We start from the raw sequence: 13345 nt of genomic DNA, 5'->3' as shown, positions 1-13345 counted from the left end.
GCCATACGCAGATATACGTGCCCACGTATCTGCCCGGCGGAAGCTAAGCGGAACGATAAATTCCGCCTTTTTCAGATCCGACGGTAACGCGTGAACAGGAACCCGGCCTCTTCCAGTACGCAGGCGGGCGCGAGCCGGTGCGGAACCGTGACGGAAGGTCCTCCGGCGATCCGCTGAGCGTCACCCGCAGTGAGCATCGGTGAGATCGTCAGGCACAGCTCGTCGAGGGCGTCGGCCGCCACGAACTGGCCCAGCAGCCGGGGCCCGCCCTCGGTGAGCTGGCGGCGCAGGCCCCGCGCGGCGAGCTCCTGCACGACGCGGGCCGGGTCCACGCCCGCGCCCTCGCCCGCCACCACGACCTCGGCCCCTGCCCCGACGGCCTCGGCCACGCGCTCGGCGGGCGCGGCGGCGCCGGTGAGCACCAGGGTGCGCACCAGGGGGGAGGTGAAGAGGGGCAGCGTGAAGTCCAGGGCCAGGCTCGCGGTGACCACCGCGATGACGGGGGCGGGGCCCTGGCCGGCGGCCGCGCGGCGGGCCGCGAAGGCCTCCCGGGCCCGGGCCGGGCGGTAGCCCTCCTGGCGAACCGTTTCCGCTCCGACGACCACCACATCGGCCAGGGCCCGCAGGGTGCCGAAGATCCGCATGTCGGTCTCGCCGGAGATGGGCTGCGAGCGGCCGTCGTGCTGGCCGGCCCCGTCCAGGGTGGAGACCATGTTCGCCCGCAGCCAGTGGTCGGCGGGGCCGAGCGCCGGGTAGGCGTAGGCCTCCGCGAGCTCGTCCAGGGACCACTCCCGGTCGGCCAGGTCCTCCGGGGAGGCGGATGTCTGATCGGTCACAGGGAACAGGCGTCGCATCGGTGCAGTCTGACACGCCCCGTAGAGTTAAGGGCTGTGCCGACATCTCTCTCCGCCCCCGGTTCCGCCTCCCGGCCCCCGATAGCCGACGCGGGTCCGCAGGCACTGTGCGCCCGCGAACCGCACGTCCCCGCCGAACGGCTGGTGGCCGAGATGGTCCCGCCGCCGCGTTTCGACGCGGTGCGCTTCGACACGTACGACCCGGATCCGACCCAGCCGAGCCAGGCCGAGGCCGTCACCGTGCTCAGCGGCTTCGCCGCGGGGCTCGGCGGGGCGCACGCGAGCGGTGCGGCGAAGAAGCGCTGGTTCTCGAAGAAGCCGGCCGCTCCCACCGCCCCGCGCGGGGTCTACCTCGACGGCGGCTACGGCGTCGGCAAGACGCACCTGCTGGCCTCGCTGTGGCACGCCACCCCGGCCGAGCCCGCGCTCAAGGCCTTCGGCACCTTCGTGGAGCTGACGAACCTGGTCGGCGCACTCGGCTTCCAGCAGACCGTGCAGACCCTGGGCGGGCACCGGCTGCTGTGCATCGACGAATTCGAGCTGGACGACCCGGGCGACACCGTCCTGGTGTCCTCGCTGCTCAGCCGCCTCGTCGAGCAGGGCGTGGCGCTGGCCGCGACCTCCAACACGCTGCCCGGCAAGCTCGGCGAGGGCCGCTTCGCCGCCGTCGACTTCCTGCGGGAGATCCAGGGCCTGTCGGCGCACTTCCGGCCGCTGCGCATCGACGGCCAGGACTACCGCCACCGCGGCCTGCCGGAGGCCCCGGCGCCGTTCTCCGACGAGCAGGTCGCCAAGGCCGCGTACGCGACCCCGGGCGCGAGCCTCGACGACTTCCCGCACCTGCTGGACCACCTCGCGAAGGTCCACCCGAGCCGCTACGGCGCGCTGACCGACGGGATCACGGCGGTCTGCCTCACCGACGTGGGCGCGGTGCCGGACCAGTCGACGGCCCTGCGGCTCGTGGTCCTGGCCGACCGGCTGTACGACCGCGAGATACCCGTGCTCGCCTCGGGTGTCGCCTTCGACCGGCTGTTCAGCGACGAGATGCTGAACGGCGGCTACCGCAAGAAGTACTTCCGTGCCATCTCGCGGCTCACCGCGCTGGCACGCGACGCAAAGCCCCTGGTGTCCCAGTAGGTTGGGGACCGCCGGGTCCCTCGGGGCCCCGGCCGTTCCCACTTCTGCGAAGGGATCCACCATGGCCACCACACGCCACGCGCACACCGTCTGGGAAGGGAACCTGCTGGAGGGCAAGGGTCAGGTCACCCTCGACTCCTCCGGACAGGGCTCGTTCGACGTCTCCTGGCCCTCCCGTGCCGAGGCCGCGAACGGCAAGACCAGCCCGGAGGAGCTGATCGCCGCAGCCCACTCCAGTTGCTTCTCGATGGCGCTGTCCCACGGCCTCGCGGGCAAGGGCACCCCGCCCACCAAGCTGGAGACCAAGGCCGACGTCACCTTCCAGCCGGGCGAGGGCATCACGGGCATCCACCTCACGGTGGAGGGCGAGGTCCCGGGCATCGACAACGACGCCTTCGTCGCCGCGGCCGAGGACGCCAAGAAGAACTGCCCGGTCAGCCAGGCCCTGACGGGTACGACGATCACCCTGAGCGCCAAGCTCGCCTGACGCCCTTCACGGCACCTCGCGGCCGCCACCGGAGCACCGGCTCCGGCGGCGGCCGCGGGCGTCACCCCGGCGGCCGCGGGCGTCACCCCGGCGGGCGCGTCACCCGCCGGAGGCGTCACCCGGCGGGGGCGGGGCCGCTGCGGAAGCAGAGCACGCCTCCCGTCAGCCGCGAACCGTCGGCGACGGGGAGCGCCGACACGTCCTGCTCCCAGGCCGTGCCGGGCAGCGAGGCGACGAGCCCGGCGACGGCCCGGTAGATCCGCCAGTGCAGCTCCATCTGCTCGCGTATGCCGTTGACCAGCGCGAAGGTCGCGGGGTATTCCCTCAGCACGAGGACGGCCCCCGGATCCATCGTGCGGATCAGCCGCGCGAAGAGGTCCGTCACCTCCGCGATCACGCGGGCGCTCTCGCCGCAGGACCGGAAATCCCGCCACAGCAGAGCCGATTCCTCGGCCCGGCCGAAGGAGAGGCGGTACCTGCGGTCGTCCCACGCGGCGATGATCAGGTCGTCCAGTACGTGGTTGCCGACCACGAAGTCGTATCCGGCCCAGGAGTGCTCCGGGCTGAAGAGGTCCAGTTCGAGCAGCCGCAGGGCCACCTTGTCCCCGGCGGACCGGGGAGCGGCCCAGGAGGTGTCCCGGTCGATCCGGGTCAGCCGGCAATCGACGCCCGCCCCGCACAGTGCGAAGGGGACGGTCCGGGAGAAGCCCGGGAGCAGTTCGAGCAGGCTGCCGCCCGTCCGCAGGCCGGTCTCCTCCAGGATCCGCCGCCATACGTAGCTGTCCTGCACCAGCTTCAGGTCCACGGGCGGGTCGACGCCGCGCGACCGCCGCAGCCAGTGGCGCCGGTCCATGCGCGGGAGGTACGGGCGCAGCAGCTCGGCGTGCTCGGCGAGGCCGGCCGCGCCCTCCGCGGGCACCCGCTCCGGTTTCCGGCCGAACGCGGACAGCCGGTCCCGGACGACCTCGTCCCGGCTCCGCCCGCCCAGCCAGAGGGCGAGCCCCTCCTCGTCAGCCTGGCCGGCCGATGAGGCCGAGGACGAGTTCGCGTCCGGCGTCGAGCGAGCCGACCCTGATGATCCGCCGGTCTTCTCCCGGTCCTGCTCCCTGGCGGGCACCGTAGCGTGATCCTCCTTCCAGCAGTACGACGCCCCGCAGCCCCGCGGCGAGCGCCGCTGCGGCGTCGGTCCGGGCCTGGTCGCCGAAGTGCAGCGCGCGCGGGGGGTCGAGCCCGAGGTCGTGCAGCGCCCGGACGAACATCTCCGGGCTCGGCTTGGGGCGGTATCCGTCGCCGGAGAAGTAGCAGGCGCTGAAGTAGGCCAGCAGCCCCTGCCGGTCGAGTGCACGGGTGACCGCCTCCGTCGAGGTCCATCCGGTGTTGGACACGACGCACATGAGCACCCCGGCGGAGCGCAGCTCCCGCAGCAGCTCGCGGGCGCCCGGGACGACCTGCGGGGGCACCTGCCGGATCGCGTCGTCCACGGCCGCCAGGGTCCGGGCGGTCAGCTCCCCGGCGCGCTCCGGGACGGCCGCCACCGCGCCGGAGGCGGCCAGGGCGTCGAGGACGGACCCGATGCGCGTGGCGGGCGTCACCACCGTGCGGCCGTCGCGGATGGCCGCGGAGAACTCCTCGCCCTCGCCGCGCACGGCCCGTTCGACGAATCCGCGCTCCACCCCGAGGGCGGCCGAGAGCAGATCGGCGATGCGCGCGTCGATCTCCTCGCTCAGCTCCACGGAATCCTGGAGGAGGGTGTCCCAGCAGTCGAAGAAGACAACGCTGATGCTCATGCACTCCGGTCCGTCTGTTCGAGCAGGGTGTGGACGATGTTCCCGGTGCGGTCCCCCGCCGTCCTGCGCCCGGCTCTCAGATGCGTGTCGATGTCGGTCAGGTAGGCACGGTAGGCGCCGAAGTCGGCGTCGATGCGGAAGCTGGGGAGTTCCTGCGAATCCAGGCCGGCGCAGAAGGAATTGACGTACATCGCGCCGTCGTAGACGCCGATGGAATGGGTGAGCAGCAGCGGGGTCTGGGTGATGCTCAGCCGGGACCGGTCCTCGTCGCCGAGGCTCCGCGCGAACTCCCGCCAGCGGGCGACGGCCAGCGGGAACTCCTCCCGGACGTAGGACTTGTGCCGGTCGTAGTGACCGTTGTCCACCGACTCGTCCGACGGCAGCAGCACGTCGACCGTGGCGCCGGAGGCGAGCGCCTGGCGGAGCTGGTTGGAGCACAGGTGGACCAGGTACCTCAGCGAGATGCCGGAGACGAAGACGGACTCCTGTGCGTCCTCCACCAGGCTCCGCAGGTCCAGGCCGGCCCGGTGGCGCTCCTGCACGTTGTTCCAGAAGGCGACGGTGGAGAACGGACTGCGGCTGCGGCTGCGGGTGGTGAGGCTGTCGGAGATCCTCCGGCAGGCGGTGGCGACGCTCGCGACGACGTTCCCGTCCTGCCGCTGCGCGTAGCCGAGCAGGGAGACGCCCGAGATGTCGCTCGGCAGGCCGGTGTCCCTGCCCTGGGGGGTGACCAGGAAGACCTTGCTGCGGCCTAGTTTGCCCACCAGCAGGCCCATCTCGAAGATCACGTTGTCGCGGGGCACGGTCGTGGTCGTGCCGCGCATCACGCGGACGTCGTCCGGCGACAGGACCGCCACCGCGTAGTCCGTACTGGTGACGATGCGTTCCAGGCTCTCCACGAACGTCTCGCTCGGCTTGAACAGGTCGTGGGTCCACAGACTCGGTTCGGTCGTCCGTTCCAGCTGGGAGAATATGGCCTCGGCGTAGGGGAGCCCCTCCGACGACGACGCGATGAACAGCCTTGGTTTGCGCACGATCCCACCCCCTTGTGACGATCCCGGTCCTCCCGGCCCCCGCACACCAGCAGGGATCCCCACCCGTCACCGGACGGCAAACCTCCGCGTGCCCGCCCGTGGTCCCGCCACCACCCGGGTGACCCGGCGGCCGGGCGCCTCGCGGCGGGGGGCCTGGGGGCGGGGTGCGTGGTAGGACGACCCGGTCACATGTCCTGTTCCACTGCCGGGAGTTGCCGATGTCCGTCACCCGACGCAGCCTGCTCGCCGCCGGCGGGATCGCCTTCAGCGGCGCGCTCGGAGCCCTGTTCGCCGGCGGGGCCGGGACCGCCCGTGCGCGCGAGCGGGGGTACGGGCCGCTGCTGCCCGACCCGCGCGGTCTCCTCGATCTGCCGGCCGGCTTCTCCTACCGGGTGCTCTCGCGCGCGGGGGACCCGCTGCGCTCCGGCGAGGGCGCCGTCCCCGCCAACTGCGACGGCATGGCCGCCTTCGGCGCCGGGGGCGGGCGCGTGCGGCTGGTGCGCAACCACGAGAACCGGGTCACCGCCGCCCTGCGGGTGCCCGCCGTCGGGGGGATGACGTATGACCCGGAGGGGCTCGGCGGCTGCACGGTCCTGGAGCTCGGCGCGGACGGGCGGGTCACCGCCGAGCGGGTCGCGCTGGCCGGCACCGCCGTCAACTGCGCGGGCGGCCGCACCCCCTGGAACACCTGGCTGAGCTGTGAGGAGACCGAGGACCGGGCGGGCACCTCCGGGTACACCCGGGACCACGGCTACGTCTTCGAGGTGGACCCGGCCGACCCTCGGCGCTCGGGCGCCGTCCCGCTGACCGCGATGGGGCGCTTCGCGCACGAGGCCGTCGCCGTGGATCCGTACCGGGGGGTGGTCTACCTGACGGAGGACGCCTTCGTGCGCCCGTTCGGGCTGTTCTACCGCTTCCTCCCGGAGCGGCCGCTCGGCGGGCTCGGCTCACTGCGGGCGGGGGGACTGCTGGAGGCGCTGCGGGTGCCCGGCCTCCCGGACCTGTCGGTGGTGGACCGGCCCGGGGCGGAGTTCCCGGTGCAGTGGGTGCCGGTGCCGGACCCCTCGGCGGCGGGGACCCCGATCCGGTACCAGGACTTCGGGCCGGGCGGGATCACGCACGCGCAGAAGCTGGAGGGCTGCTACTGGGGCGGCGGGCCCCTCGGCGGGGTCCACTTCGTCTCCAGCTTCGCCCGCAGCGGCGAGGGCTCGGCGGCCGACCACCACGGCCAGGTGTGGTTCCACGACCCGGTGCGCGGCACGATCCGGCTGGAGGTGCGCTTCGGGCCGGCCGCGGACGTGCGGCTGCCCGGGGACTCCCCGGACAACATCTGCCTGGCCCCGGACGGCGGCCTGATGGTGTGCGAGGACGGCGGCGGGGACCAGTACGTCTTCGGTGTGACGCAGGGCGGCGAGGTCTACCCGGTGGCGCGCAACGCCGAGGAGACCGGAGCGGCGGGAGGCGCGGCGGAGTTCGGGGAGTTCGCCGGGGTCACCTTCTCCCCCGGCCTGCGGACGATGTACGTCAACCAGTACGCGCCCGGGACGACGTTCGCGGTGACGGGGCCCTGGCGGCACTGACCCGCGGTCGCGTGCGACCGGTGGCGGAGGCCGTGTGCCGGAAGGGTGACTTCGGCGTGCGGGAGTGCCGCAGACGGCCACTCACCACATAGTCATATATTTTGCCTGCGTGACCATTTCTGTGCGCAAAGCGGCCGCCGCGGCCGCCCTCAGTGCCGCCCTCGGTGTCTGCCTCTCGGGTTGCGGGGGCTCCACCGGTACGGCCGGCGCCGGCCCCCAGGCCCGCATGGGCACTCCCGCGGCGCCCGCGAGCCCCTCGGCGGGCGCATCGGCACCCGCCTCCGCCCCGGCCTCCCCGCAGCCCGGCGCCCCCGCCAAGGCCCCCGTGCTGGCGCCCGGCCCGAACGGCCTGACCCCGGTGTTCGAGCGGGCCCGGCAGCACACCGAGAAGACCGTCGCCCTGACCTTCGACGCCGACATGACCTCCGATCAGGGGCCGCGCGCCGAGGCGGGGGAGCACTTCGACAACCCCCAGCTGATCTCGACCCTGCGCAGCCTGAAGGTGCCCTCGACGATCTTCATGACGGGCCGCTGGGCCGAGGAGTACCCGGACCAGGCGAAGTCCATCGGCACCGACCAGAACTTCGAGATCGCGAACCACTCCTACAGCCACCATGCCTTCAAGTCCCCCTGCTACGGGCTGCCGGCGCTCGACGAGGCCGCCGCCCGGGCCGACGTGGACCGGGCCTTCGAGGCCTTCCGCAAGGCGGGCGCGGTCAACACCGTCCCCTACTTCCGCTTCCCCGGCGGCTGCTACGACGACGCCGCGCTGCGCGCCCTGTCCACGGCCAAGGTCACGGCGGTCCAGTGGGACGTGGTGAGCGGGGACGCCTTCGCGAAGGACCCCGGCCCGGTCGCCGAGCAGGTGCTCGCCGGGGTGAAGCCGGGCTCGGTGGTGGTCATGCACTGCACGCGCAGCGCGGCCCCCGTCACCGAGGAGGCCATCCGGAAGATCGTCCCGGAGCTGCGCAAGCGGGGCTACCGCTTCGTGAAGGTCTCCGAACTGATCGGGAAGTAGGCCCGCACCGGGCCCCCTCGGCCGGGCCCCCTCGGCAGGGGCGGTGCGGCCCGGGCCCGCTCGGCAGGGCGGTACGGCCCGGTTTCCTCCGACTGGTCCGCAACAAGCCGTCACACCGGACTGCACGACCACTGGTAGGAAACTTTCCTTCCTGTTAGTGTCCCCGGCGGCGGCTTGGCGCGGTGCCGGTCCTTCCCCCGGCATGACGCGCTCAGTGAGAGCTCTGACCCGGCCGCCAGGCGCCGCCTCCTGCCCGCCCGCGGGCGGGGCGCGGCGTCCCGCACCGGTGTCCAGCTCTCGCCGCCCCCCAGGCCAGGGAGTCCAGGTATGCACCTGAAGACCTTCCGCACCAAACTCCGCACCCTCCTGCTCGTCGGCGCCGCCGTCCTCGCGCTCGCCGGCGGCCTCCTCGTCTCCTGGCCCGAACGGGCCGGGGCGGCAGGAGCCTCCGGGACCGCCGCCGACCCCCTCATATCGCGCGGGAAGCCCGCGACCGCCTCCTCCACCGAGAGTTCGTCGCTGGGCGCCAAGAACGCCTTCGACGGCAACGCCGCCACCCGCTGGGCCAGCGCCGAGGGCAAGGACCCGCAGTGGATCCGGGTCGACCTCGGCGCCTCCGCCACCGTCTCCCGGGTGCGGCTGACCTGGGAGGCCGCCTACGCCAAGGCCTACCGCGTCGAGATCTCCGCCGACGGCACCGCCTGGAGCACGCTCGCCACCGAGTCCGCGGGCAACGGCGGTACCGACGACTGGACCGGCCTGTCCGGCAAGGGCCGCTACCTGCGCGTGTACGGGACCGCGCGCGGCACCTCGTACGGCTACTCGCTCTTCGAGGCCGAGGTGTACGGCACCGCCGGCGGCGGGCCGCAGCCCGGCGGCGCCTTCACCGTGGTCGCGGCCGGTGACATCGCGGACCGGTGCACGGCCTCCGACAGCGGCTGCGCGCACCCCAAGACCGCCGCGCTCGCCCAGCAGCTGAACCCGAAGTTCTACCTGACGATGGGTGACAACCAGTACGACGACGCCCGGCTCTCCGACTACCGCGCCTACTACGACAAGAGCTGGGGCGCCTTCAAGGCGAAGACCCGGCCGGTCCCGGGCAACCACGAGACGTACGACCCGGCCGGCTCCCTCGCCGGGTACAAGGCGTACTTCGGGAGCATCGCCTTCCCCCAGGGCAAGAGCTGGTACAGCTACGACGAGGGCAACTGGCACTTCATCGCCCTCGACTCCAACTCCTTCGACCAGGCCGCCCAGATCGACTGGCTCAAGGCCGACCTCGCCGCCAACGGCAAGAAGTGCGTGGCCGCCTACTGGCACCACCCGCTGTTCTCCTCCGGCGGGCACGGCAACGACCCGGTCTCCAAGCCGGTGTGGAAGATCCTGTACGGGGCGAAGGCCGACCTCGTCCTGAACGGGCACGACCACCACTACGAGCGGTTCGCCCCGCAGGACCCCGAGGGCAGGGCGACCGCCGACGGGATCGTGGAGATCGTCGGCGGGATGGGAGGCGCCGAGCCCTACCCGATCGAACAGGTCCAGCCCAACAGCCAGAAGCGGATCAGCGGTCCGTACGGCGTCCTGAAGCTGGACTTCACCGACAGCGGCTACGGATGGAGCTACGTCGGGACCGACGGACAGGTCAAGGACACCGGCCCCACGTACAGCTGCCACTGATGTACCTGGCCGCCAACGGCCGCCCGGACGCGCCGCCCCGCACCCCAGGGGCCCGGCGGCGCGTCCCCGCCGCCGTCCTCGCGCTCGGCACGGTGAGCCTCGTCACCGACGTCTCCTCGGAGATGGTCACGGCGGTCCTGCCGCTCTACCTCGTCCTCGGACTCGGCCTGTCCCCGCTCCAGTTCGGCTTCCTGGACGGCATGTTCAACGGCGCGACCGCCCTCGTACGGCTGCTCGGCGGACGGCTCGCCGACCGCGGCGGCCACCACAAGCGGGTCGCCGGGGCCGGGTACCTGCTGTCCTCGCTGTCCCGGCTCGGCCTGCTCCTCGCGGGCGGCGCCACCGCCGGCATCGCGGCCGCGCTCGCCGCCGACCGGCTGGGCAAGGGCATCCGCACCGCGCCGCGGGACGCCATGATCTCGCTCAGCGGGCCCCCGGAGTCGCTGGGCCGGTCCTTCGGCGTGCACCGCGCCATGGACACCACCGGCGCCCTGCTCGGCCCGCTCGCCGCGTTCGCCGTGCTGTGGGCCACCGCCGACGCCTACGACGCGGTGTTCGCCGTCAGCTTCTGCACGGGCCTGCTCGGGGTGCTCCTGCTCGCCGTGTACGTCCCGGCCGTGCCCCCGGCCGCCGCCGCCCGCAGGCCCGCCCCCACCCGCACCGCGCTGCGCGACCCCGCCTTCCGCCGCATCCTGTACGCCGCGGCCCTGCTGGGCGCCACCACCATCGGCGACGCCTTCCTCTACCTGCTGCTCCTGCGCGGACTCGACCTGTCGCCCGCCCTGTTCACGCTGCTGCCGCTCGGTGCCGCCGCCGTCTACCTGCTGCTCGCCGTCCCGGCGGGCCGGATCGCCGACCGGACGGGGCGGCCGGCGGCCTTCCTGCTCGGGCACCTCGCCCTGCTCGGCGCGTACGGCCTGCTGCTCGCCCCCGTCGGCCTGCCGACCGTGGTGGGCGTACTGGCCCTGCTGGGCATCTTCTACGCCGCCACGGACGGCGTCCTGATGGCACTCGCCGCGCCCGTGCTGCCCGCGCACGGCCGTGCGGGCGGACTCGCCGTGCTGCAGACCGGCCAGGCACTGGCCCGGCTCCTCGGCGCCGCCGGATTCGGGGCGGCCTGGACCTTCTGGGGGCAGCGGCCGGCGCTCTGGGCCGCCGCCCTCGCGCTGGCCGGGGCCCTCGCGGCCGCCCGGCGCGTCCTGCCCGCCCGTACCGCCGCCCCTGCCCCCGCCCCCGTCCCTCCCGTGGAGCCGTCATGAGCCCCCGCCCGCGGCGGCTGCGCCTCGCCCTCGTCATCACCGCCGTGCTCCTCCTCGCGGGCGGCTCGCTCGGCTACGTACTGCACGCCAGACACCGCGCCGGGCCGCTCCGGCAGGCCGGTGCCGAGGCCTCGTTCGGCGTCGCGGAGCCCGGCCTGTACTTCCGGGACGCGGCCACCGGGCGGGTCGCGCGGCAGACCGGCGACGCGCCGGGGCGCATGGCCGGCGGGCCCTCCTGCGACCGCTTCCACGCCGCCGGGGAACACGCCCTGTGCCTGCGCGCGCTGCCCGGCTCCCCCGCCCGGACGGAGGCCCTCGTACTCGACCGGGGCCTGCGGGAGGTCCGCCGGGTGACCGTTCCCGGCATCCCCACCCGGGCCCGCGTCTCCGCCTCGGGGCAGCTCCTCTCCTGGACGACCTTCGCGGCCGGAGACTCGTACGCCGCCTCCGGCTTCTCCACCCGGACCTCGATCCTGGACCTGCGCACCGGCTACCTCGTCAAGTCCATGGAACAGATCCCGCTCACCCTCGGCGGGGCCCGCCACCACAGCCCCGACGTCAACTACTGGGGCGTGAGCTTCGCCGGCGACGACAACCGCTTCTACGCCACCGTCTCCACCGGCGGCCGCACCCACCTCGTCGAGGGCGACCTGCGGAACTGGTCGGCGAAGGCGCTGCGCGAGAACGTCGAATGCCCCTCCCTGTCACCGGACGGCACCCGCGTCGCCTTCAAGAAGAAGGTCTCCGACGATCCCCGCGATCCCTGGCGGCTGTACGTCCTCGACCTGGCGGCCATGACGGAGCGTCCGCTGGCCGAGCCGCACGGCGTCGACGACCAGGCGGCCTGGCTGGACGACTCGACCGTCGCCTACGCGCTGCCGGGGGCCGACGGCCGCGCGAGCGACGTCTGGTCGGTCCCGGCGGACGGCACCGGGGCACCCCGGCTCCTCGTACCGAACGGCTCGTCACCGGTCGCCGTGCACTGATCACCCCCGCCGGGCGGCGAGCAGACAGGCCGCGGCGCCCGCACCGCCCGCCAGCAGCAGCGCTCCCGCAAGGGCGCCCAGCGGCGGCCACGCCGAACCCGTGACCAGCGAGGACACCGCCACGCGGGCCGGGGAGCCGGCGAGGACCCAGGCCAGCAGCGAGCCGAGGGCCCCGGCCAGCACCGCGTAGCCGCGCCGCCGTATCAGCGGCCGGCTGCACAGGGCTCCGACGGCCGCGCCGGTCAGCGCGCAGGCCGCCACCGCGGTGGCCCCGGCGAGGGCCGCCCGGCCGGGTCCCGCCCCCGCGGGGGCGCCGAGCAGCAGCGCCACCGCGGCTCCCGCCGCTCCGGCGAGCAGCGTGCCGGTGAGGGCGACGGCCAGGGCCGCGGCGTGCACCCGTACGGGACCGGCCGCCGCGGCCGCGCAGTCACGGGCCGCGTCGGGCTCGCCGGTGACGCAGATCCGTACCAGCCAGGCTGCCTGCGGGACCAGACCGGCGGCGGCGAAGCCGAGGGAGTCCGGCACCGGATCGCCCGGCCGGATCCCCGCGGCCACGAAGGCGGCGTACACGACCAGCGGGGCGATCCAGCGCTGGGAGCGCAGCAGCAGGGCGCCCTGGTAGCGGATCAGAGCGGTCACTTCGGTTCCTCCACGGCGCGGATGTGCCAGGGCGTCGGGGCCGTGAGCAGGGAGCGCAGCACCTCGTCGGAGCGGGCGGCCTCCACCGTGAGCAGGACTCCGCCGCCGGGAGCGGGCGCGCCGGCCAGGCCGGACGGCAGCTCCTGCCCGGGCGCCGCGGTGGCGTGGATCCGGACGAGGGGACCGGCCGCGCCGGACACCGGGGCGAGGGCGCCGCCCTGCACCCGGTAGTGCGCGTCGGCGGCACCCGCGAGCCGCCGGGGGTCGTGGTCGACGAAGACCACGGTGGCTCCGGCGGCAGTGCGTTCGGCGACGGCGCGGTCCAGCTCGGTCCGGGCCGGGGCGTCGAGCCCGGTCCAGGCCTCGTCGAGCACGAGCAGCCCCGGTCCGGCGAGCAGGGCCTGGGCGACGGCCACCTTCTGGCTGGTGCCCTTGGACAGTTCTGCCATCGGGGTGCGGGCGTGCCCGGCGGCCCCGAACCGCTCCAGCCACTCCCCCGCCCGCCGGGCCGCCTCGGCGCGCGGCAGGCCGTGCACCCGGCCCAGGTGGGTCAGGTAGGCCGCGGCGCCCAGCGGCAGGGCCGCCGGGAAGCGCTCGGGCACGTAGGCCGTACGGCGCGGACGCCCGGCGATGCGCCCCTCGGTCGGGGTGTCGATCCCGGCGACGAGGCGCAGCAGGGTGGACTTGCCGCCCCCGTTGCCGCCTTCGATCCGGACGAGGGCTCCGGGCGGCAGCTCCAGGGAGATGCCGCGCAGCACCCAGGGGCGGCGGCGTCCGTAGCGGCGGCCCACGGCGGTGAGGTTCAGCGCGGGGCTCCCGTAGCGGAGGCGGAAGGATCACTCTTCATGCCGCCGATCCTCGCCCGGCCCGGGCACCCTCGGCATCAT

At 74.2% G+C, this 13345-nt stretch carries 13 protein-coding genes; 7 read left to right on the top strand and 6 right to left on the bottom strand.

Going from position 1 to position 13345, the window contains the following annotated elements:
• Positions 1-71: 71 nt before the first annotated feature.
• Positions 72-854: a pyrimidine reductase family protein gene (locus ACIGFK_RS26500; protein WP_376656938.1), complete on the bottom strand. Its 783-nt coding sequence runs from the start codon at positions 852-854 to the stop codon at positions 72-74.
• A gap of 36 nt (positions 855-890) precedes the next feature.
• On the opposite strand from ACIGFK_RS26500, the gene zapE reads away from it, so the two are divergent.
• The gene (zapE, locus tag ACIGFK_RS26495; protein ID WP_376656939.1) at positions 891-1991 is read left to right on the top strand and encodes a cell division protein ZapE; all 1101 of its coding nucleotides are present in this window, start codon (positions 891-893) and stop codon (positions 1989-1991) included.
• Between the two features lie 61 nt (positions 1992-2052).
• Positions 2053-2478, top strand: coding sequence for an OsmC family protein (locus tag ACIGFK_RS26490; protein WP_376656940.1), 426 nt, complete (start codon positions 2053-2055; stop codon positions 2476-2478).
• A 115-nt stretch (positions 2479-2593) separates the two neighbouring features.
• Here the strand turns inward: ACIGFK_RS26490 and ACIGFK_RS26485 are convergent, their stop codons facing one another.
• The 3 genes from ACIGFK_RS26485 to ACIGFK_RS26475 are packed head-to-tail and all read right to left on the bottom strand — an operon-like array spanning position 2594 to position 5299.
• Complete coding sequence (locus ACIGFK_RS26485) at positions 2594-3595, bottom strand: hypothetical protein (protein ID WP_376656941.1); 1002 nt, start codon at positions 3593-3595, stop codon at positions 2594-2596.
• A complete protein-coding gene (locus ACIGFK_RS26480) occupies positions 3489-4265 on the bottom strand; it encodes an HAD family hydrolase (protein WP_376656942.1) in 777 nt (258 codons plus the stop codon). The genes ACIGFK_RS26485 and ACIGFK_RS26480 overlap by 107 nt, the downstream gene beginning before the upstream one ends.
• Positions 4262-5299 carry a TIR domain-containing protein gene (locus ACIGFK_RS26475; protein ID WP_400053823.1) on the bottom strand — a complete coding sequence of 346 codons (1038 nt, stop codon included), beginning with the start codon at positions 5297-5299 and terminating at the stop codon, positions 4262-4264. The genes ACIGFK_RS26480 and ACIGFK_RS26475 overlap by 4 nt, the downstream gene beginning before the upstream one ends.
• A 218-nt stretch (positions 5300-5517) precedes the next feature.
• Between ACIGFK_RS26475 and ACIGFK_RS26470 the strand changes: the two genes are divergently transcribed.
• From ACIGFK_RS26470 to ACIGFK_RS26450, 5 genes are all read left to right on the top strand, one after another.
• Positions 5518-6879, top strand: coding sequence for an alkaline phosphatase PhoX (locus ACIGFK_RS26470; RefSeq protein WP_376656944.1), 1362 nt, complete (start codon positions 5518-5520; stop codon positions 6877-6879).
• A 109-nt stretch (positions 6880-6988) separates the two neighbouring features.
• The gene (locus ACIGFK_RS26465; protein WP_376656945.1) at positions 6989-7897 is read left to right on the top strand and encodes a polysaccharide deacetylase family protein; all 909 of its coding nucleotides are present in this window, start codon (positions 6989-6991) and stop codon (positions 7895-7897) included.
• Between the two features lie 327 nt (positions 7898-8224).
• The gene (locus ACIGFK_RS26460; RefSeq protein ID WP_376656946.1) at positions 8225-9574 is read left to right on the top strand and encodes a discoidin domain-containing protein; all 1350 of its coding nucleotides are present in this window, start codon (positions 8225-8227) and stop codon (positions 9572-9574) included.
• Positions 9574-10833: an MFS transporter gene (locus tag ACIGFK_RS26455; RefSeq protein WP_376656947.1), complete on the top strand. Its 1260-nt coding sequence runs from the start codon at positions 9574-9576 to the stop codon at positions 10831-10833. The genes ACIGFK_RS26460 and ACIGFK_RS26455 overlap by 1 nt, the downstream gene beginning before the upstream one ends.
• Positions 10830-11819 carry a hypothetical protein gene (locus ACIGFK_RS26450; protein WP_376656948.1) on the top strand — a complete coding sequence of 330 codons (990 nt, stop codon included), beginning with the start codon at positions 10830-10832 and terminating at the stop codon, positions 11817-11819. The genes ACIGFK_RS26455 and ACIGFK_RS26450 overlap by 4 nt, the downstream gene beginning before the upstream one ends.
• Here ACIGFK_RS26450 and ACIGFK_RS26445 read toward each other — a convergent pair whose 3' ends face one another.
• Both ACIGFK_RS26445 and ACIGFK_RS26440 read right to left on the bottom strand, forming a co-directional pair.
• Complete coding sequence (locus tag ACIGFK_RS26445) at positions 11820-12458, bottom strand: ABC transporter (protein WP_376656949.1); 639 nt, start codon at positions 12456-12458, stop codon at positions 11820-11822.
• Entirely contained in the window at positions 12455-13264 is an 810-nt protein-coding gene (locus ACIGFK_RS26440; protein ID WP_376656964.1) for an ATP-binding cassette domain-containing protein, read from the bottom strand. Before ACIGFK_RS26440 ends, ACIGFK_RS26445 begins: the two co-directional genes overlap by 4 nt.
• Positions 13265-13345 lie beyond the last annotated feature (81 nt).

This window comes from Streptomyces sp. NPDC085524, assembly GCF_044541755.1.
Classification (GTDB): domain Bacteria; phylum Actinomycetota; class Actinomycetes; order Streptomycetales; family Streptomycetaceae; genus Streptomyces.
The sequence above is the reverse complement of the archived record's forward strand: the minus strand, read 5'-3'. Positions and strand labels throughout refer to the sequence as shown.